This is a genomic window from Virgibacillus profundi (assembly GCF_002287375.1).
In the GTDB taxonomy this organism is placed as follows: domain Bacteria; phylum Bacillota; class Bacilli; order Bacillales; family Amphibacillaceae; genus Virgibacillus_K; species Virgibacillus_K profundi.
On record NZ_NPOA01000005.1, the window covers coordinates 98565 to 119030 of the forward strand.

At 36.9% G+C, this 20466-nt stretch carries 19 protein-coding genes; 17 read left to right on the forward strand and 2 right to left on the reverse strand.

Going from position 1 to position 20466, the window contains the following annotated elements:
• The first annotated feature begins 88 nt into the window (after nucleotides 1-88).
• Together CIL05_RS08685 and CIL05_RS08690 are read left to right on the forward strand one after the other, a co-directional pair.
• A complete protein-coding gene (locus CIL05_RS08685; protein ID WP_095655137.1) occupies nucleotides 89-949 on the forward strand; it encodes a LysR family transcriptional regulator in 861 nt (286 codons plus the stop codon).
• A 63-nt stretch (nucleotides 950-1012) separates the two neighbouring features.
• Nucleotides 1013-1432: an organic hydroperoxide resistance protein gene (locus tag CIL05_RS08690; protein ID WP_095655138.1), complete on the forward strand. Its 420-nt coding sequence runs from the start codon at nucleotides 1013-1015 to the stop codon at nucleotides 1430-1432.
• A gap of 50 nt (nucleotides 1433-1482) precedes the next feature.
• On the opposite strand, the gene CIL05_RS08695 is transcribed toward CIL05_RS08690, so the two are convergent.
• Nucleotides 1483-3195 (reverse strand): Rqc2 family fibronectin-binding protein, encoded by a 1713-nt coding sequence (locus CIL05_RS08695; RefSeq protein WP_095655139.1) that lies wholly within the window; start codon nucleotides 3193-3195, stop codon nucleotides 1483-1485.
• Nucleotides 3196-3307: 112 nt separating this feature from the next.
• Here CIL05_RS08695 and CIL05_RS08700 point away from each other — a divergent pair, with 112 nt between their 5' ends.
• The 15 genes from CIL05_RS08700 to spoVM all read left to right on the forward strand — a co-directional run bounded on the left by CIL05_RS08700 (nucleotide 3308) and on the right by spoVM (nucleotide 20095).
• On the forward strand, nucleotides 3308-5962 hold the full coding sequence (locus tag CIL05_RS08700) for a calcium-translocating P-type ATPase, SERCA-type (RefSeq protein WP_095655140.1): 2655 nt from the start codon (nucleotides 3308-3310) through the stop codon (nucleotides 5960-5962).
• 647 nt (nucleotides 5963-6609) lie between these two features.
• Nucleotides 6610-7491, forward strand: coding sequence for a YicC/YloC family endoribonuclease (locus CIL05_RS08705; protein ID WP_095655141.1), 882 nt, complete (start codon nucleotides 6610-6612; stop codon nucleotides 7489-7491).
• A 135-nt stretch (nucleotides 7492-7626) separates the two neighbouring features.
• The gene (gene remA / locus CIL05_RS08710; RefSeq protein ID WP_095655142.1) at nucleotides 7627-7887 is read left to right on the forward strand and encodes an extracellular matrix/biofilm regulator RemA; all 261 of its coding nucleotides are present in this window, start codon (nucleotides 7627-7629) and stop codon (nucleotides 7885-7887) included.
• Nucleotides 7888-7911: 24 nt separating this feature from the next.
• Nucleotides 7912-8532 carry a guanylate kinase gene (gene gmk, locus CIL05_RS08715; protein WP_095655143.1) on the forward strand — a complete coding sequence of 207 codons (621 nt, stop codon included), beginning with the start codon at nucleotides 7912-7914 and terminating at the stop codon, nucleotides 8530-8532.
• On the forward strand, nucleotides 8529-8726 hold the full coding sequence (rpoZ, locus tag CIL05_RS08720; RefSeq protein WP_095655144.1) for a DNA-directed RNA polymerase subunit omega: 198 nt from the start codon (nucleotides 8529-8531) through the stop codon (nucleotides 8724-8726). Before gmk ends, rpoZ begins: the two co-directional genes overlap by 4 nt.
• A 133-nt stretch (nucleotides 8727-8859) precedes the next feature.
• Nucleotides 8860-10071: a bifunctional phosphopantothenoylcysteine decarboxylase/phosphopantothenate--cysteine ligase CoaBC gene (gene coaBC / locus CIL05_RS08725; protein WP_095655145.1), complete on the forward strand. Its 1212-nt coding sequence runs from the start codon at nucleotides 8860-8862 to the stop codon at nucleotides 10069-10071.
• Nucleotides 10068-12476, forward strand: coding sequence for a primosomal protein N' (priA, locus tag CIL05_RS08730; RefSeq protein ID WP_095655146.1), 2409 nt, complete (start codon nucleotides 10068-10070; stop codon nucleotides 12474-12476). The genes coaBC and priA overlap by 4 nt, the downstream gene beginning before the upstream one ends.
• A 117-nt stretch (nucleotides 12477-12593) precedes the next feature.
• The gene (fmt, locus tag CIL05_RS08735; RefSeq protein WP_095655147.1) at nucleotides 12594-13532 is read left to right on the forward strand and encodes a methionyl-tRNA formyltransferase; all 939 of its coding nucleotides are present in this window, start codon (nucleotides 12594-12596) and stop codon (nucleotides 13530-13532) included.
• A 1-nt stretch (nucleotide 13533) separates the two neighbouring features.
• Nucleotides 13534-14883 (forward strand): 16S rRNA (cytosine(967)-C(5))-methyltransferase RsmB, encoded by a 1350-nt coding sequence (rsmB, locus tag CIL05_RS08740; RefSeq protein WP_095655148.1) that lies wholly within the window; start codon nucleotides 13534-13536, stop codon nucleotides 14881-14883.
• 99 nt (nucleotides 14884-14982) lie between these two features.
• Entirely contained in the window at nucleotides 14983-15744 is a 762-nt protein-coding gene (locus CIL05_RS08745) for a Stp1/IreP family PP2C-type Ser/Thr phosphatase (RefSeq protein ID WP_095655149.1), read from the forward strand.
• A complete protein-coding gene (gene pknB / locus CIL05_RS08750; protein WP_095655150.1) occupies nucleotides 15738-17774 on the forward strand; it encodes a Stk1 family PASTA domain-containing Ser/Thr kinase in 2037 nt (678 codons plus the stop codon). Before CIL05_RS08745 ends, pknB begins: the two co-directional genes overlap by 7 nt.
• Nucleotides 17775-18656 (forward strand): ribosome small subunit-dependent GTPase A, encoded by an 882-nt coding sequence (rsgA, locus tag CIL05_RS08755; RefSeq protein WP_095655151.1) that lies wholly within the window; start codon nucleotides 17775-17777, stop codon nucleotides 18654-18656.
• Nucleotides 18657-18658: 2 nt separating this feature from the next.
• Nucleotides 18659-19318 (forward strand): ribulose-phosphate 3-epimerase, encoded by a 660-nt coding sequence (gene rpe, locus CIL05_RS08760; RefSeq protein ID WP_095655152.1) that lies wholly within the window; start codon nucleotides 18659-18661, stop codon nucleotides 19316-19318.
• Nucleotides 19319-19323: 5 nt separating this feature from the next.
• Nucleotides 19324-19980, forward strand: coding sequence for a thiamine diphosphokinase (locus CIL05_RS08765; protein WP_095655153.1), 657 nt, complete (start codon nucleotides 19324-19326; stop codon nucleotides 19978-19980).
• A 31-nt stretch (nucleotides 19981-20011) separates the two neighbouring features.
• Nucleotides 20012-20095, forward strand: a complete 84-nt coding sequence (gene spoVM / locus CIL05_RS08770) for a stage V sporulation protein SpoVM (RefSeq protein WP_021291622.1) — start codon at nucleotides 20012-20014, stop codon at nucleotides 20093-20095.
• A gap of 132 nt (nucleotides 20096-20227) precedes the next feature.
• On the opposite strand, the gene rpmB is transcribed toward spoVM, so the two are convergent.
• Nucleotides 20228-20416 carry a 50S ribosomal protein L28 gene (gene rpmB / locus CIL05_RS08775; protein WP_095655154.1) on the reverse strand — a complete coding sequence of 63 codons (189 nt, stop codon included), beginning with the start codon at nucleotides 20414-20416 and terminating at the stop codon, nucleotides 20228-20230.
• Nucleotides 20417-20466: the final 50 nt, after the last annotated feature.

Consider the following 20466-nt stretch of genomic DNA (forward strand, 5'->3'; position numbering starts at 1 on the left):
GTTTATCATATGTTTTCTAATGCAATAAGTAAAATACTATTATATAATCAAAGGTGATAACTAATACTTATAAAAAGGGGGAATTATAATGAAAATAGATGATTATGCATTATTATTAAAATTAAATGAAGTTGGTACAATTCGCGGTACTGCTAAAGCAATTTTAATTTCACAGCCGGCAGTAACACAACGTCTGAAATATATAGAAGAGCACTTCGGTCAGGAAATCTATATTCGAACACCGAAGCGGTTAAGGCTGACCCCAAGTGGTGAGTTGATTTTAAACCATGCAAAAGAAGTTATAGAAAGGGAGCAATCAATCAAAAATATGCTTGCTGAGTCAAGTAAAGAAGTTCAGGGTACCTTATCTATCGCCTGCTCCTCATTGATCAGTCAACGCTTTTTGCCGGCAATTTTAGGAGAGTATACCAATACATTTCCTAAGGTAGCCATTGATCTGGTAACAGGAATAAGCGAAGATATTAAGCGTAACCATAAAAATTATCATGTTTGTATTATTCGTGGTGAAAAGCTGAAAGAAAGTACCTGTTTACGTTTATTTGATGATCCATTATATATTTTTGATACAGAGCCCTTTCCAGAAGGTAAATTGAAAGAACGCCCATTAGTTTCATTCAGCAGTGATGATAGTATGCATGAGCTTGTGGACAATTGGCTTTATTATCATCAAGACGAAATAAAGCCCATGAAAACAATTACAGTTGACCAAATTGAGACATGCAAACAACTTATGAAACAGGGTTTAGGCATGGCTGTACTCCCTGAAAGTGTTTCAGGTACCATGAAGGAAGAATATCCTCATATTCCATTAATGCTCGAGAAAGAGCCAGTTACAAGAGATACATGGGTATGCTTTCAGGAAGGGGTAAGAAAACTTCCACAGGTTGATCGATTCATTAATGCTTTAACGAGTCAATCCTTCCTCTAATGTTTAACTTTCCTATTTTTGAGGAAAATACAAAATAGAACATATTTTAGAAGGAGTGTTTACATGAGTGAAGTAATTTTTACATCAAGTGCAACTGCAAAAAATGGACGGGACGGGCATGTTAAATCAGATGATGGGTTAATTGATTTGAAGTTGGTCAATCCGGCCAATAATAAAAAGGATACAGGTTCAAATCCGGAACAATTATTTGCTGCAGGCTATGCAGCTTGCTATGATGGAGCTTTACATCATGTTGCAAGGGAGCAAAAAAAGAAAATCAGTTCTGAAACTACAGCAGAAGTGGATTTTATGAAGGATCCTAAGGATAATGGCTTCAAGATTGGTGTTACATTAAATATATCTATTGAGGGAGTAAGCCCAGAAGAAGCAGAAGAGCTTGCTGAAGATGCGCATCAATTTTGCCCTTATTCCAAAGCAACAAGAGGAAATATCGAAGTGAAATTAAATCCAGTAGTCCAGTAATAGAATTAAAAATAAGACTGTCCCAAACAAATCATGTTGGGACAGTCTTTTTAATTCTTTTTTAATTTATCGATAAGCTGTTTGCCTGGTGTTACAAATAATGTCTTTTGATTATCATACGTAACATAACCTGGCTTTGCTCCATTTGGTTTTTTTACATGTCTTATTTTTGTATAATCAACAGGCACAGATGAAGAACTTTGAGATTTACTGAAATATGCTGCAATTTGTGCTGCTTCTATCAATGTTTCCTCATCAGGATCTTTGGATCTAATGATTACATGTGAACCTGGGATGTCTTTTGTATGAAGCCATATATCATCACGATGTGCAAGTTTTGTTGTTACATATTCATTTTGTTTATTGTTTTTGCCTACAAGTATTGCCGTTCCATCTGTTGCCACATATTCTTCCGGTACTGGTTTCTTTGGTTTGTTTTTATTTTTTTTCTTTTGTTTTGTTTGCTTCTTAAGATAACCTTCCTCTCGAAGTTCCTCGCGGATTTCTTCGATATCAGCAACGCTAGCCACATCAATCTGTTGCAATAATTGATCCAAATAAGAAATTTCCTCTTTTGTTCTAAGGATTTCCTTTTCAACAACTTTTTTTGATGTTTTTAATTTTTGATAGGTTTTGTAAAAGCTTTGAGCGTTTTCACTAGGTGTTTTATTCGGATTTAATTCGATTGTCATTTCATTTTGTTCAGGATCATAATAATCAACAACCGAAATAGTTGAATCACCCTGTTTGACCAAATGCATATGTGCAGTTAGCAGTTCACCTAATTTTTGATAGCGATCTGCACCCTCAGCCTTTTTAATTGTCTGCTGATGCTTTTTCATTTTCCTTTCATTTTTATTTTTCTCATTTTTAATAAAGCGATATAAATCCTTGGCCTGCTGCTTCACACGGTCACGTTCTGCTTTACCTGAATAAAATTGATCCAGCATTTTATTTGTAGATGCAAACGTTTCTTTTTCACCTGCAAAAGATGTGATTGGGAGAACATGAAATTCCTCTTTTTTATTTCGGTAAATTGCTGGTGTATATTGATGGTTGATTATCTGACTCTGGATTTCACTGAAGCTTTCCTGATAGACCTTTGATGATCCCAGGTTTGCTCGGCTTTTAATTTCATTTGCTATGAAAGGCGAGAATCCGATAAGCATTCCCACTATTTGTGAATCAACTTTCCCTGTATTGAAATCAAGTTTTTTTATAAAAGTTTCCCCATCAATTTCCAAAGGATTTATTTTATCCTGCATTGGAGGAAGCTTGTATTCATGGCCAGGAAGAATTGTCCTATGCCTGTTTTGAGCCATTGACACATGCTTCAAACTATCAATAATATGACCTTTTTCTTTATCGATCAGCATGACATTACTATGTTTTCCCATTAATTCCACAACTAAGGTCTTCTGAGTAATATCCCCGATTTCATTTCTTGCTTTCATTTTAAACGTTATAATTCTTTCCATCCCAAATTGTTCAATGTCCTCAATAATTGCCCCTGTTAGATGTTTCCTTAGAACCATGCAAAACATTGGTGGTTCCTGAGGGTTTTTATAGGAGTCATCTGTAATATGAAATCGTGCATAGGTTGGATGAATTGAAAATAATAATGTATGGTTTTTCCCCTGACTTCGAATGGTGAATACAAGTTCTGTTAGTGTTGGCTGATAAATTTTCGTTATTTTTCCTGGAATTAATGTATTTTTTAATTCTTCTGTTACGGAACGTGTAACAATACCATCAAACGGCATATGATCACCTCATGCTTTAATTATAGCATTTTTTAGGACAAGTCTGCATAGATATTCATAAGAGAAATAATAAACGGGAAAAAAGACTTCAGCTAATTTGGAGGAATGCAGTATGAGATGGTATCAATTGGATGTAGATCGTGTCGAACAAAAGTTGCATGTAACAACGAACAGGGGACTTACTTCTAAACAGGTTGAACAACGTCGTAAACAATATGGATCTAATGAGTTGAGTGAACAAAAAGGAATATCGAAATGGTTAATTTTTCTAAAACAATTTCAGGATTTTATGGTATTGGTTCTACTTGCTGCAACACTTATTGCTGGTCTGCTTGGGGAATATATTGATGCGATTGCAATCATGGTTATCGTACTGGTTAATGGATTTATAGGTTTTTTTCAGGAACAAAAAGCAGAAAAATCCATGGAAAAATTGAAAGAGTTATCAGCACCAATGGCAAATGTGTTAAGGGAAGAAAAATGGATGAAAATTTCTTCCAAAGATGTTGTGGTTGGAGATATTGTCAAAATAACAAGCGGGGATCGTGTCCCGGCAGATATTCGAATTGTGAAATCAAGTGGGATGGAAACAGAGGAATCAGCTCTTACAGGTGAATCTCTTCCGGTAATGAAGCATGCCACGGCAATTGTTACAGATAGTCTTGATGCTCAGGATCAAATTAATATGGGCTTTAAGGGAACATTGGTCACAAGGGGATCAGGTATTGGTATTGTGGTAGGAACTGGTATGAACACGGTTATGGGGCAGATTGCAACATTGATGATAAGTACAAAAAAAGCAATTACTCCACTGGAACGAAAACTGGCGGAACTGGGGAAAATACTAATTGTTGTTGCTTTAGTTTTAACAGCGTTAGTGGTTACGCTTGGTGTCATGCAGGGACATCCAGTATATAATATGTTTCTGGCAGGGGTCTCCTTAGCGGTGGCAGCTATCCCGGAAGGACTGCCTGCTATTGTTACAGTTGCTCTATCTCTGGGTGTTCAAAGAATGATTAGGAAAAAGGCAATTGTACGAAAATTATCAGCTGTGGAAACATTAGGTTGTGCTTCCGTTATTTGTTCAGATAAAACCGGAACAATGACAGAAAATCAAATGACTGTAAAAGAACTCTATATAAATGGTGAGAACTTATATGTAACTGGTGACGGCTACGATATACGCGGTGATTATTTTTTAAATAAACATAAAGTGGACAAGAGTCTTCCGAACCTGGAATCAATGCTTTTATATGGCATGCTTTGTAATAATGCCAATTTAAATATAAAAAAGGGAAAATATTATATTGATGGAGACCCAACTGATGGTGCACTTTTGGTTGCTGCAAGAAAAATGGGTTTACAGTCAATGAATGGTGAAAAATATAAACTGATTAAGGAAATACCTTTTGATTCTGAGAGAAAACGAATGAGCGTCATAATTGAAGATGAAAATGAAATGCGTTATTTAATTACGAAGGGTGCGCCTGATGTACTACTTCCAAGATCCATGTATCATCTGGATAAGAGTGGAAGGAAGCTTCTAAAGGAAAAAGATAAAAAGAATATAGACCAGGCAATAAACAGCATGGCTGGTAAAGCACTTAGAACAATAGCAATCGGAATGAAGCCAATTTCCAAAAATGATTCGCTCGACTCTGCATTTTTAGAAAAGGATTTAACTTTTATCGGATTATACGGGATGATAGATCCACCAAGAAAAGAAGTAAAATCTGCGATTGAAGAATGTAGACAAGCTGGAATAAAAACAGTAATGATCACAGGTGATCATGTAAAAACTGCAAGGACGATTGCGAAAAATCTTAACCTGATTCCGGAAAATGGACTTGTTCTTGAAGGATACCAATTAAATCAAATGTCCTTAAATGAGCTTGAGGATGTAATTGAGGATACGTATGTATTTGCCAGGGTTACTCCTGAACATAAATTAAAAATCGTTAAAGCATTTCAGGAAAAAGGCCATATTGTTGCAATGACCGGTGATGGTGTTAATGATGCACCAGCAATAAAAGCCAGTGATATTGGAATCAGTATGGGTATCAGCGGAACAGACGTAACAAAGGAAGCATCATCTTTAATCTTAATGGATGATAACTTTGCAACGATAAAATCAGCAATCCAGGAAGGCAGAAATATTTTTGAGAATATCCGGAAGTTTATCAGGTATTTACTAGCTTCGAATGTCGGAGAAATATTAGTTATGCTATTTGCAATGCTTTTGGCACTTCCCCTGCCTCTGGTTCCTGTACAAATATTATGGGTTAATCTGGTCACAGATGGATTGCCTGCAATGGCGCTTGGACTTGACAAGCCAGAAGACGATGTAATGAAGAGGCGTCCAAGGAATCCGAAAGAGGGTATTTTTGCACGGGGACTGGGATATAAAATTGTTAGTAGGGGATTTTTGATTGGGATTGTAACTCTGATCGCCTTTATGGTTGCATATCAAAATAACCCTGAAAATTTAGTATTTGGTCAAACGATGGCATTCACTACATTAGTAATGGCACAGTTAATACATGTATTTGATTGCCGTAGCGAAAATTCGGTTTTTTCCAGAAACCCATTCGAAAATATTTATCTCGTATTAGCTGTATTATCTTCTTTACTTCTACTATTGGTAGTTATTTACTGGGAGCCTTTACAGCCGATTTTCCACACGACATTTCTTGGTTTAAGAGATTGGATGCTGATCCTTGTGTTAAGTTCCTTGCCAACGGTACTATTTGGATTTACTAAAAAATAATAGAAGTTTTAAACCCGAAATTAAGGTAATCTCCTATTTCGGGTTTTATATTTTGGTGAATCATTGATATAATGGAGATTCATTATAAATTAAAAGTGTTTTTTAACAGAAAAAAATGTTGTTTATGCTACAAAAGATATAGAATGCGGAATAACTTTTAATGATAATAAGTGCTAAATCTACCGCTACGGAAACACACTTCGCTTTCCGCGGGCGGCTGATGAGCCTCCTCGAGCTGACGCTCTCCGGGGTCTCATCTAGGCCTTTCCTCCCGCAGGAGTCTTCGTGTGTTTCCTCCGCTGGCAATATACTTTCATCTTCAAAAAGTGATCTGCCACTTAATTGAATCAAACAAGTGATATCCTCTTTTGTGGCGGTTGATTGAAGCGTAGGGCAGTCGACTCCTGCGGGAATAGCACGTGTCCGAAGACCCCGCAGAGTGGTTTTCTCGAGGAGGCTGAGGCCGTGCCCGCGGAAAGCGACTGCCCGAAGCGGAAATCAACATAGCAGTTACTTCGCATTTTATATCTACTACGGGGATTAAAAAAGGTAACAAATGGTTTCGATGGGGCGAACGAAGAGTAGTCCCAATCCTTACGAAAAGAGCTTAATTTAATAATGATATAATTATATTGGATGTGTTTGTTATGGGAGTAAGTATGACAGGGTATGGGAGTAGTACCGAAAACATTGGTGATACAGCAATTACAGTTGAAATAAGAAGTGTTAATCATCGATACTTAGACTTTTCAGCGAAAATCCCCCGTTCATTTCTATTTCTGGAAGATAAAATTAAAAGAATAATCCAGTCTTATTTTGAGCGGGGCAGGATCGAAGTATATATTGAAATAGCGGGAGACAGATTTGTTCAAAAAAACCTACAAACAGATTGGGACTTGATGGATCAATTTATTAATCAAATCAATACAGCAAAAGACCGTTATCATCTTTCAGGAGAGCTTCCTGCAACAATACTTACCGCACTTCCCGAGATGATTACAGTACAGGAAATAGAACAGCAGCCGGACGACTTAAATGCATCTATTCTAAGTAATACGGAACTGGCTTGTATTCAAGTATTGAAAATGCGGGAAGAAGAAGGTGCATTCCTGCTCAAAGATTTAAAAGAAAGAATTGCTTCGATTGAAAATACTGTTTTGTTATTGCAGAATAGACGTACAAACGTAATCGAAGAATATCGCAGGCGAATTCAAAAACGTATCGAAGAACAGTTAATTGATACTGTTTCCATTGATCATGCACGTCTACACCAGGAAATTGTGCTGCTGGCTGAGAAAGGGGATATTACTGAGGAGATAACCCGTCTCTTGAGTCATGTTGATCATTTTATGGAAACAATAAACAAAAGCGGGGCGATTGGTCGGAAATTAGATTTTATAGTTCAGGAAATGCACCGAGAAGCAAATACGATTGGTTCCAAGTCCACAGACCCTGAAATTAGTGAAAGTACGGTATTACTAAAGGGAGAAATTGAAAGAATTAAAGAACAACTGCAAAATATTGAATAAAGTTTGAGTTTTGCAGTAGTTTGTACTTATAATAAACTTATTGGAGAAAACTAGTTGGACGGAATTATTTTAGTAATGAAGTATATATAGATAAAATTTGTTAAGGAAACAGTAACATCTAAGGGGGAAGTATTTTTGGGATTGCAATTAATTAATATAGGATTTGGTAATGTTGTTTCTGCAAATCGGGTAATTTCGATTGTATCACCGGAATCAGCGCCAATTAAACGAATCATCACTGTAGCAAGGGATAATAACAAATTGGTAGATGCAACATATGGTAGACGGACAAGAGCTGTAATTATTACAGATAGTGATCATGTTGTATTATCTGCCGTACAGCCTGAAACTGTTGGGCAGCGAGTATTAAGTCATGAAGAAATTACGGACGAATAGCTGATACATCTAGGAGGAAATGTTTTGAAAGATGAGAAAGGGATTTTATTTATTCTTTCTGGCCCATCCGGTGTTGGGAAGGGAACTGTAAGGAAAGAACTGTTTGAGCAAGCAACTGATTTGAAATACTCTATATCTATGACTACAAGAAATAAACGCCCGGGGGAAACAGATGGGGTTGATTACTTCTATAAATCAAGAGAAGAATTTGAGAATCTGATAGAAAAAAAACAGCTGTTAGAATATGCTCAATATGTTAATAACTATTATGGAACACCCAGGGCCTATGTTGAAGAAACGCTAGCAGCGGGACATGATGTTTTCCTAGAAATAGAAGTACAGGGGGCACTACAGGTCAAAGATAATTTTCCTGAAGGTGTATTTATTTTTCTTTTTCCCCCAAGCCTGGAGGAATTGAAAAATAGAATTGTCAATAGGGGGACGGAGTCTTCGGAATTAGTAATAAACCGCCTTAAGGAAGCCAGGAAAGAAATTGAAATGATGGGTGCTTATGATTATGTAGTTGTAAACGACCAAGTAGAACATGCCGTGGCAAAAGTTCAATCCATCATTCAGAGTGAGCATCTTAAAAGGGAACGAATTGAGAAACAATATAAAAAGTTATTGGAGGATGAGATGAAATGATGATAGAACCATCAATTGATGAGCTTCAGGAAAAAATTAGATCAAAGTACACGCTTGTGACACTTTCAGCAAGACGCGCCAGACAACTTAGCGAAACAAAAAAGGTATTGGTTGAAAATTCAACATCCCATAAGTATGTTGGAATGGCGCTTGAAGAAATCATACATGACAAACTAACTATCGCAAAAGAATAAGAAAATAATAAGTTCGCCCTCGCACTTTTTACTTGCGAGGGCTTTTAATATCCTTTGCAATCCTTTTTAAAAGATGTTGTTACGTATTTATGATATAAATAAACTAGAGAATAAGTTGAGAGGGGTTACACAAATGGTTAACAAAAAGAACATTCTATTAGGTGTCTCCGGTGGAATTGCAGCATATAAAGCATGTGCCCTGACAAGTAAATTAACACAAGCTGGAGCCAATGTAAAAGTGATGATGACAGATAGTGCGACTAAATTTGTTTCTCCTTTAACATTTCAGGCATTATCCAGAAACCCTGTTTATATAGATACGTTCGATGAAAAGGACCCACAAAAAATTGCTCATATTGATCTGGCAGATTGGGCAGAAATAGCATTGATTGCCCCGGCAACTGCTAATATAATTGGAAAAATAGCAAACGGCATAGCTGATGATATGCTTTCTACAACATTATTGGCTACAAGGGCAGATGTTTATATTGCCCCGGCGATGAATGTGCATATGTATGCACATCCCGCTGTCATTAACAATATGAAGCAACTGGAACAATGGGGATATAATTTTATTGAACCAGGTGATGGTTATTTAGCTTGTGGCTATGTAGGAAAAGGGCGCCTGGAAGAACCTGAAAGCATTATTAAAGCAGTTGAAAATCATCAACAGTCTGCACATAAGATTCTTACAGGAAAAAAAGTTCTGATTTCTGCTGGTCCAACACAGGAACAAATTGATCCGGTCCGCTTTTTTACAAATCGATCATCAGGCAAAATGGGATTTGCCCTTGCAGAAACGGCTGCTGATTACGGTGCTGAAGTTACACTTGTGGCAGGACCCGTTGCACTTCAAATATCCAATCATTTAATTAACAGAATTAATGTAACTACAGCTGAGGAAATGTATGATGCAATGCATAGTCATTTTCCGTCAAGTGATATTGTTATTAAGGCTGCTGCAGTTGCTGATTACCGTCCGAAGCAGGTTTATGATCAGAAAATGAAGAAACAGGCTGGTGATTGGAATATTGAAATGGAGCGAACGAAAGACATCCTACAATCACTTGGAGAAATAAAAACAGATCAATATTTGGTTGGTTTTGCAGCAGAAACGACAAACCCCTTGGCGTATGGAATGAAAAAACTTCAGAAGAAGAAGTTGGATGCCGTTGCTATTAACAATGTATCAGTCGAAGGGGCCGGGTTTGGTGGAGATACAAATATTGTGACATATATTAATAAAAACCAGGAGACTGATGAAATTACGCTTGCCTCCAAAAGAGAAGTTGCAGAAAAAATATGGAGATTAATTGATCGTGATATAAAGGATGAATCCCAGTGAATATAGCAAAAGTTATCGTCGATATTCCTGTCAGTTCCATAAACCAAACATTTGACTATCTAATACCGGAAAAATTCCAGGATATCTTGTCCATTGGTATGAGAGTTATTGTTCCATTTGGTCCAAGAAAAATTATGGGGTTTGTTGTGGACCGAACGTCAGAATCGGCTTTTGATAAATTAAAGGAAATATCAGATGTATTAGATCTAACACCAGCACTTACTACTGAATTACTAGATCTGGGTAGATGGGTAGCAAATGAAACTGTAAGTTTTTATATAACAGCATTACAGGCAATGCTGCCACAGGTGTTGAAAGCTAAATATAAAAAAGAATTAGTGCGAATGACAGATTCAGAGCTGCCACCTTATCTGGAAGAGCTTTTTTCCGGAAGAGATGTAATAGCATACGAGGAATTTGAAGGGTCGGTAATTAGTTATTATCAGCTTCAAAAGGCAGTACAGGATGGAGATATTTCGATAGACTACTTAGTGAAATCTAAAATCACAAAAAAACATGTGACCATGATTGCACCTTCCCGTGATCTGCATTTATTAGAGGAAGCATTACAGGATTTATCCAAAAATGCAAAAAAACAAAAACAGTTGCTCCAGTATTTTCTTGAGAATTCGGAGCCTATTGAGAAGAAATTATTACTTGAAAGACTGCAAACTACCAATCAAACAGTAAAAATATTAATAGATAAAGCACTACTGAAATCCTATCAGGTTGAAGTATACCGTAATCCATATGACGATGATGCTTTTCAAAGAACTACTGAGCTGGAGCTAACTGATGAACAGGAAATTGCAATCAAACCAATAAAAGAGAATATCGCTAATAACAGGCATGATGTGTTCCTTTTACACGGAGTAACCGGCAGTGGAAAGACGGAAATTTATTTACAGGCAATTCAGGATGTGATTACTAAAGGAGAGGAAGCAATTGTTCTGGTTCCGGAAATTTCACTCACCCCACAGATGGTGAACCGGTTTAAGGGGAGATTCGGATCTAAAGTTGCAGTAATGCACAGTGCATTGTCAGCAGGAGAAAAATTCGATGAATGGCGACGAATCCAACGAAAAGAAGTCCAGGTTGTTGTCGGCGCAAGATCAGCAATTTATGCTCCGTTTGAAAATATCGGCATCATTATCATTGATGAGGAACATGAAACAACATATAAGCAGGAGGATCAGCCGAGGTATCATGCACGTGATGTTGCAATTTATCGCGGGAAGACACATGAATGTCCAGTGATTTTGGGAAGTGCCACCCCGACACTTGAATCCTATGCAAGGGCACAAAAAGGTGTTTATAAGCTGGCCACTTTAAGCAAGCGTACAAATGAAAAAGCAATGCCTGAGGTTGAAATTGTTGATATGAGAGATGAATTACATGCAGGTAATCGTACAATGTTTTCCCGTGAGTTAAAAGATAAAATTGAACATTGTATTCAAAAAGGGGAACAAATTGTTTTACTTTTGAACAGACGCGGTTATTCAACATTTGTAATGTGCCGGGATTGTGGTCATGTAAAAGAATGCCCACATTGTGACATCGCACTAACTTATCATAAAAATAGCAATCAATTAAAATGTCATTATTGTTCCTATGAGGAACCAATGCCCATGAATTGTCCGGAATGCACAAGTGATTTAATCCGCTATTTCGGAACCGGAACACAGCGTGTGGAGGAGGCTTTAACTAAACTAATTCCAGAAGCGAGTGTTATTCGAATGGATGTGGATACAACCCGTAGAAAGGGATCCCATGAGAAATTGCTCAATCAATTTGCTGAAAAACAAGCAGACATATTACTGGGTACACAAATGATTGCAAAAGGATTGGACTTTGGGAATGTTACATTAGTCGGTGTCCTAACAGCAGACTCGATGCTTCATTTACCAGATTTTCGCTCCTCTGAAAAGACATTCCAATTATTAACACAAGTAAGTGGACGTGCAGGCAGACATGAATTACCTGGTGAAGTAATCGTTCAAACATACACACCGGATCATTACAGTATTGAACTTGCAAGTAAATACAATTTTAATGATTTTTATAAAAAGGAAATGACTACAAGAAAAACATTCCAATATCCTCCGTATGTTTTTCTGGCTTTATTAACAATTTCACATCAGAATAAAGTAAAAGCGGTCCAGACGGCACAAAAGATTGTTCAGCTGCTCATGAAAAATATACAGAATGATACCGTTGTTTTAGGACCCACGCCATCACCTATACTACGAGTGAAAGATAGATATCGCTACCAATGCATGATAAAATACAAAAATGAGCCACAATTACGTTCCTATATAAATAAAATACTGGATCTATTTGCAGAAGAATCCCGTAAAGAAGATCTGCTGATCACAGTAGACATGCAACCATACCATTTTATGTAGAGTTAGCAAAGGAAGCTGTTTCCGTAGCGGTCAATGAGATCTACTACCATTGATTTTATGTCGTCAATTGCAAAGGATAAAAAGCAAGAAATCATAAAAAGAAAGTAGGTTATTTATATGAAACGAGTTGTTTTTATGGGGACACCTGATTTTTCTGTTCCTATTTTGCAAACATTAGTGAATTCGGAATATGAGGTTGTCCTCGTTGTTTCTCAACCGGATCGTCCTAAGGGGAGAAAACGTGTGATCACACCCCCACCAGTAAAAGTTGAAGCAGCAAAACATCAGATTCCTGTATTTCAACCGGAGAAGTTAAAAGATAATTATGAAGAAATTCTACAGTATAACCCAGATCTAATTGTTACAGCAGCATATGGACAGCTACTGCCAAATGCATTACTGGAATTTCCTGAATTTGGATGTATCAATGTTCATGCATCATTACTTCCGGAATTACGCGGAGGTGCGCCAATTCATTATGCCATCATGCAGGGAAAAAAAGAAACAGGCATAACTATCATGTATATGGTTGAAAAATTGGATGCCGGGGATATGCTTACACAGGTATCTATTCCAATTGAAATAGTTGATCATGTTGGGTCAATGCATGATAAGCTATCCAAAGCAGGGGCAAAATTACTACTTGAAACACTGCCATTATTATTTGAAAGTAAAACTGCACCAATCAAGCAGGATGATAGCAAAGCAACATTTGCAACGAATATTAAAAGAGAACAAGAGAAGATTGATTGGTCAAAAAGTAATGAGGAAATTTATAATCACATTCGCGGATTACATCCGTGGCCGGTTGCCTTTACTACATATGAAGAAAAAAACATGAAACTCTGGTGGGGAAAGCCTGATAATACAACATATGATGGTACTCCAGGGGAAATCATTCATAAAGATACAAAAGGTTTTATAGTTGTTTGTGGTAATCAAAAAGGAATACGAATGACGGAAATTCAACCTGCAGGAAAAAAAAGAATGACTGTTGAAGAATATTTAAAAGGTTCAAATGATCGAATTAAAATAGGTACAGTGATGGGTGAATGATATGAGCAATTATCAATTAAGAAATACAATACTAGATGTGCTAATTCGAATAGAGAAAGATAGTGGGTTTAGTCATTTAATACTTGACCATGAAATAAAAATGAATAAAATGAACCCCAAAGACGAGGGTTTATTAACAGAAGTTGTTTATGGGACAATTCAACGTCAATTAACATTGGATTATTATATTGACAGCTTTGTTACGCAAAAGAAAAAACTGGATGATTGGGTAAGAATGCTCCTCAGAATGTCGATTTATCAAATGACGTTTTTGGATAAAGTACCGGATCATGCAATAATTCACGAAGCTGTGGAAATAGCTAAAAAGCGAGGGCATAAGGGTTCAGCCTCCTTTGTAAATGGTGTGTTGAGAAATGTACAGCGAAAAGGTGTTCCTAAAACCGAAGCAATACAAAGTGATTCCAAGCGGCTTGCAATAGAAACAAGCCATCCCCAGTGGCTGGTAGAACGTTGGATTAATGCATATGGATATGAGACTGCAAAGGAAATCTGTGAGGAAAACCTGAATAGGAAGGCAATTACTGTTCGTGTTCAGCCTTTAAAAATCGATCGCGATGAAGCAATGCAGATCCTAAATGAACAAGGATTTGAAGTGAGCCCCTCAGCTTTTTCTACTCAAGGAATTATTGTGGAGAAGGGAAATGTTCTTAAAACCAAATTATTTAAAGAGGGATATATAACTATTCAGGATCAAAGCTCCATGCTTGTAGCCGAAATGCTTGATGTTAAACCAGATATGCATGTATTGGATGCTTGCAGTGCCCCTGGTGGAAAAGCAACCCATATTGCTGAAAAAATGCAAGATAAAGGTACAATTGATGCATATGATCTGCATAAAAAGAAAGTAAAATTAATAGATAATAAAGCTTCAGAACTGGATCTATCTATTATTAATGCGGATACGGCTGATGCAAGACAGCTGCAGACGATCCATTCGAATGAAAGCTTTGACAGAATTTTGGTCGACGCACCCTGTTCAGGTTTAGGTGTAATCAGAGGGAAACCAGAAATTAAATATCATAAACAGGAATCGGATATTCAGAGACTTGCCATAATCCAACTCGATATTCTGGAAAGTGTTGCACCATTATTGAAAAAGAATGGATTAATAGTCTATAGTACCTGTACTGTAGACACAGAAGAAAATGAACATGTTGTTAAAAAGTTTTTAAAAAGAAATGAGAACTATGAAATCGATCATAAATTTTTCGAGGAATTACCTGGGCATTTAGAAGGTTCTCAGGGCATAACAGAAGCAGGTATACAGTTATTCCCACAAAGCTTTGGAACAGATGGTTTTTTTCTAACCAGATTAATAAGAATAAAATGAAGAAATTTGTTCTTTTATAAGCAAAAATGTGCAATACTTTAAATAGATTAAAGTCAATTACAAATCTTAGTTTTGGACTGTTTTTTAAGGGGGGATATGATGAAGGGACTATTTTTAACGGATACTGGGCAAGTAAGAAGTCATAATGAGGATTCCGGCGGGATATTTTATAATGCCAGTGGACAATTAATGGCTGTTATTGCTGATGGAATGGGTGGTCATCAAGCCGGGGATGTTGCAAGTCAAATGGCAACAGCTTTTTTAAAAGAAGAATGGGCGACATGTAGTAAGTTAAATTTTCCCGATGAGGCAGAAGCCTGGCTCACGAAAACCGTAATGACAATAAATGAAAAGATCTTTCAGCATGCTTTGCAAAATGAAGCATGCTTTGGGATGGGGACAACCATTGTTATAGCAATTTGCATCGATGATATTATTACAGTTGCACATATAGGAGATAGTCGCTGTTATATTTTGAATGATAATGGATTCAAACAAATAACCGAAGACCACTCACTTGTAAATGCACTTGTTCAGTCTGGTCAGATTTCCAAAGATGATGCCCTGAGTCATCCTAGAAAAAATGTTGTATTAAAGGCACTGGGAACAGAAGAGGAAATAGATGCCGATATCCAGACACTCGGTCTGGAACAGGGGGATAAGATTTTATTATGTACTGACGGGCTTACGGATAAAGTATTGGATAATGAATTGCTTGAGTTAATCCAATCACCGGATAATATTAACGCTATTGGAGAAAAAATGATTGAATTAGCCAATAACCGGGGCGGAGAAGATAATATTTCTCTTATTATTATCCACCATGACCCTTCACCGAAAGAAGGTGAGCAGTCATGTTAAATGGTCACATGTTAAATGAAAGATATCAAATTAAAGAAACCATTGGCGGGGGCGGAATGGCTAATGTGTATTTAGCAACAGATACCATATTAGATCGTGACGTAGCGATAAAAGTAATGCGGCTCGAGTATGCCAATGACGAAGAATTTATAGCCCGCTTCGATCGGGAAGCACAATCAGCCTCAAGTCTCTCTCATCCTAATATTGTAAATATTTATGATGTAGGTGATGAAGATAATATATTATATATGGTGATGGAATATGTTGATGGCATGACGCTTAAGGAATATATCCAGCGTTACAGCCCGCTTGATGTGCAGGAAGCACTTGATATTATGAAACAAATTACTGCTGCCATAGCACATGCTCATGCCAATGATATTGTACATAGAGATATTAAACCACAGAATATTTTAATTGATACATATGGACAAGTTAAAGTAACAGATTTTGGAATAGCGATTGCATTAAGTGCAACCTCATTAACTCAAACGAATTCAATTTTGGGATCTGTTCATTATCTATCACCAGAACAAGCTAGAGGTGGAATGGCTACAAAAAAGTCTGATGTTTATTCGATCGGTATTGTGCTTTTTGAGCTACTCACAGGTCGCCTGCCGTTCTCCGGGCAATCACCTGTTTCGATTGCTTTAAAACATTTACAAAACGATACACCATCTGTCAGACGTTATAATCAAGACGTTCCTCAAAGTGTTGAGAATATCGTTCTGAAAGCAACTGCTAAAGATCCATTTCATCGCTATGAAACAATTTACGATATCTATGATGCATTGGTAACTGCTTTGGATCCAAGCAAAATGAATGAAGAAGTGTTTACTCCACCTGTTGAAGTGGGAGAGGAAACGAAAGCAATCCCGATTATTACTGATAATCAGCTGCATCCAAATGAAAACCAGGACACAATGGTTCATCAAACAAATGCTAGTACCAAGAATTTTGCAGAAAATGAAAAACCGAAAAAAGAATCTAAAAAAAAGAAACCAAAAAAAGAAAAGAAACGCAAGAAAAAGTGGATTATCATTTTTGTTGTAATATTTTTGTTGCTTGCATCAGGAGTTGCCGCATTGTTTATAATCCCGGATTTATTACAACCAAAGGATGTTGAGATTCCGGATGTAATAGAAATGGATTATGAAGACGCTAAGGAGAAATTTGAGCTCCTTAATTTAAAAGTGGAAAAAGAATTAACCTATTCTGACGAAATTGAGGAAGGGAAAGTTGTAAGAACAGATCCGCATGCAGGGAGTACCAGAAAAGAAGAGTCAACTGTAGATGTATTTGTAAGTCAGGGGAAAGAAAAAGAAGAATTTGCAGATTATGTCGGCAGAGATTTTGACCAGGTGGAACGAATCCTGAATGATGCGGGATACAGTGAAATTATTCCGATTGAAAAACATTCGGATCGGCCCCAAGGGGAAATTATAAGACAGATTCAACCGTCACCTGATCTAGAGGTTGTACCAAGTGATACAAAGGTTATCTTTGAAGTAAGTCTAGGACCGGAATTGATCAGCCTGAACAACCTTAAAGGAATGACAGAGCAGGAAGCAAAAGATTATCTGGAAAGTAAAAATTTAAAAATGAACCTGATCAGAGATAATTCAGAAAGTGTTGCCCAGGGGCAGGTTATAAGCCAGGAACCATCATCCGGTACAGAATTAGAGGAAGGCTCTACAGTTAATGTATATATTTCAACAGGGCCTGAGGAAAAACCACCTCGTACACATTCCAGTAAATTTACTGTACCTTATAACCCTGAAACCGAGGGGAATGAGGAAGAACAGGACCCGGGTACGGAAGTAGAACCAATTGAACAAATTGTAAGAATCTATGTGAAAGATGCGAATAATCCTGATATTTCAGATGTATTTAAAGAAGATACAATAACTGAAGACACGGAATATACGATAACACTAACGATAGCTCCAGGTGAAACTGCAGAATACAGAGTTATGCGTGATGATGATGTTATAACAGAAGAAACAGTTTCCTATGAAGAGGGTGAATAAATGGCAGAAGGCAAAATAATAAAAGCTTTAAGTGGATTTTACTACGTTAAATCAGGTGAACAAATTTATCAATGCAGAGGCAGAGGTGTTTTTCGTAATAAGAAAATTTCACCATTGGTAGGTGACTTTGTTTCCTTCGATATAAACGACCCCAATGAGGGCTATATCATGGAAATAAAACCGAGAGAAAACGAACTCGTTCGTCCACCAATAGCGAATATTGATCAGGCAATTATTGTCAGTTCTGCCATCAGACCTGATTTCAGTACTCTTTTACTCGATCGCTTTCTCGTTTTGATTGAAGCAAAAGATATTAAACCAGTAATTTTTATTACGAAAATGGATATGATAGATGATTTGAAAAATGAAGAAATTGAGAGTTATAAGAAGAATTATGAAAAGGTGGGCTATGATGTTGAATTGCTTTCGTCAAAGAAGCCAAATAGCTTACCTGAATTAGAACATTATTTCAAAAATAAAGTAACGGTAATTGCCGGGCAGTCCGGTGTTGGAAAGTCTTCCCTTTTAAATGCATTAAATCCCTCACTGCTGCTGAAGACTGCAGAGATTTCCGAAAGCCTAGGAAGGGGTAAGCATACAACCAGACATGTGGAGCTTGTAGAAGTAGGTAGAGGTCTGGTAGCTGATACTCCAGGTTTTAGTGCATTGGATTTCAGCAATCTGGAATTGGGGCAATTAACAGATTGTTTTCCCGAGATGAGAGCGGATAAAGAGTTTTGCAGGTTTCGAGGCTGTATGCATCATAAAGAACCAGGATGCAGTGTAAAGCAAGCAGTGAAAGAAGGGGAAATTGCAACCTACAGATATGAGCATTACATGAAGTTTTTTGAAGAAATACAATCTAGAAAGCCGAGGTATTAAAAATGACGAAAATAGCACCATCAATATTATCAGCAGATTTTGCAAAACTTGGTAAGGAAATAGAGGATGTTGAAAAAGGCGGAGCAGATTATATTCATGTAGATGTAATGGATGGGCATTTTGTGCCGAATATTACGATTGGCCCTTTAATCGTTGAAGCAATTAAACCAGTAACATCATTACCATTGGATGTTCATTTAATGATCGAAAATCCAGATGCATATATACCGATGTTCGCGAGTGCAGGAGCATCAATTATTACGGTGCATCAGGAAGTTTGCCCACATTTGCATCGTACGGTTCAATTAATTAAAGACAATGGTGTAAAAGCAGGGGTTGTAATTAATCCTGCAACACCTGCTGAAGTTCTGCTGCCAATATTACCAGATATAGACCTAGTTCTGATCATGACCGTTAATCCTGGATTTGGTGGTCAATCTTTTATAAAGAGTACATTGAACAAGATAGAGCAAGTAGCTAAGTGGAGAAATGAGCAGAATCTTACTTTTGAAATAGAAGTGGATGGCGGAGTAAATATGGATACTGCTAAATTATGTACGAAAGCCGGAGCAGATGTGTTAGTAGCTGGAAGTGCTATTTTTAATCAAACAGACAGGCATCAGGCAATTAAAAATATTTTAAATGCAGCCGAGGAGAAATAAAGTACATGCTGTCAGTTGCAATTGTAGGCAATGGACCGATTGAACGTCATCCGGATTTCCAAGAATATAAAAATGTGATTGATATTTGGATTGGTGCAGATCGAGGTGCGTTAACATTAGTAACAAATGAAATTCCAATTGAATACGCTGTAGGAGATTTCGATTCGATTAATGAGGAAGAAAAAAAAGTTATTCAGCAAAACACCAATTTTTTTAAGGAGTATCCTTCAGAAAAAAATGAAACAGATCTGGAGATTGCATTATTAAAAGCTTATGAATTAGATCCAGACGAAATTTATTTATTTGGAGTAACAGGTGGGCGGCTGGATCATGAATTAATAAATATACAACTGTTAAGCTCTATAGTAAATAAAGGAATAAGAGGAGTAATTGCAGATAGTCTAAATCAATTGGAATTAACAACGCCGGGTATGCATACAATTAATTATTGTGAAAAGTATCCATATATTTCATTTATCCCTTTTACAAAAGAGGTAAGCGGGATAACGCTATCAGACTTTTACTATCCATTAGAAAACCAAACCATTTCCTGGGGCTCTACACTATGCATATCAAACAAGCTTCTTTCAAAAAGTGGTACTTTTTCGTATAAAGAAGGCATACTATTACTAGTAAAGAGTCGTGATACGATTCAAAGGTAGGCTTTGTTTGTATTTAGAGGAGGGCGAACTCATGAAATTTTATACTATTAAGCTCCCAAGATTTATCGGTGGATTTGTGAGGGTTATAATTGGTACGTTTAAGAAAGAAAAATAATTCAGCTTAGCTTTTGTCAAAAAAATGGCAGAAGCTCTTTTTTTATTTATAAAAAAGTAAAAGCACCCATTGCAGGTATACAATGGGTGCTTTTTTGTTAATAACTAATGCTAAACTGTACTTTATTTAAGATTATACGCGCTCTACTTTACCTGATTTAAGGGCACGTGCAGAAACATAAACACGTTTAGGCTTGCCATCTACCATTATACGTACTTTTTGCACATTAGCTTTCCAATTACGTTTGTTGGAATTCATAGCGTGGGAACGTTGGTTTCCAGTGTGGGTTTGACGTCCGGTAACAACACATTTTCTAGCCATGATAATCACTCCTTACTCTTCATACGTGTCATTTAATACTTATATAATTT

Bases quoted from the DNA above. Each gene is read 5' to 3' on its own strand.
- CIL05_RS08685 (WP_095655137.1), top strand. From the start codon at position 89: ATGAAAATAGATGATTATGCATTATTATTAAAATTAAATGAAGTTGGT.
- CIL05_RS08690 (WP_095655138.1), top strand. From the start codon at position 1,013: ATGAGTGAAGTAATTTTTACATCAAGTGCAACTGCAAAAAATGGACGG.
- CIL05_RS08695 (WP_095655139.1), bottom strand. From the start codon at position 3,195: ATGCCGTTTGATGGTATTGTTACACGTTCCGTAACAGAAGAATTAAAA.
- CIL05_RS08700 (WP_095655140.1), top strand. From the start codon at position 3,308: ATGAGATGGTATCAATTGGATGTAGATCGTGTCGAACAAAAGTTGCAT.
- CIL05_RS08705 (WP_095655141.1), top strand. From the start codon at position 6,610: ATGGGAGTAAGTATGACAGGGTATGGGAGTAGTACCGAAAACATTGGT.
- rpoZ (WP_095655144.1), top strand. From the start codon at position 8,529: ATGATGATAGAACCATCAATTGATGAGCTTCAGGAAAAAATTAGATCA.
- coaBC (WP_095655145.1), top strand. From the start codon at position 8,860: ATGGTTAACAAAAAGAACATTCTATTAGGTGTCTCCGGTGGAATTGCA.
- fmt (WP_095655147.1), top strand. From the start codon at position 12,594: ATGAAACGAGTTGTTTTTATGGGGACACCTGATTTTTCTGTTCCTATT.
- rsmB (WP_095655148.1), top strand. From the start codon at position 13,534: ATGAGCAATTATCAATTAAGAAATACAATACTAGATGTGCTAATTCGA.
- CIL05_RS08745 (WP_095655149.1), top strand. From the start codon at position 14,983: ATGAAGGGACTATTTTTAACGGATACTGGGCAAGTAAGAAGTCATAAT.
- pknB (WP_095655150.1), top strand. From the start codon at position 15,738: ATGTTAAATGGTCACATGTTAAATGAAAGATATCAAATTAAAGAAACC.
- rsgA (WP_095655151.1), top strand. From the start codon at position 17,775: ATGGCAGAAGGCAAAATAATAAAAGCTTTAAGTGGATTTTACTACGTT.
- rpe (WP_095655152.1), top strand. From the start codon at position 18,659: ATGACGAAAATAGCACCATCAATATTATCAGCAGATTTTGCAAAACTT.
- CIL05_RS08765 (WP_095655153.1), top strand. From the start codon at position 19,324: ATGCTGTCAGTTGCAATTGTAGGCAATGGACCGATTGAACGTCATCCG.
- spoVM (WP_021291622.1), top strand. From the start codon at position 20,012: ATGAAATTTTATACTATTAAGCTCCCAAGATTTATCGGTGGATTTGTG.
- rpmB (WP_095655154.1), bottom strand. From the start codon at position 20,416: ATGGCTAGAAAATGTGTTGTTACCGGACGTCAAACCCACACTGGAAAC.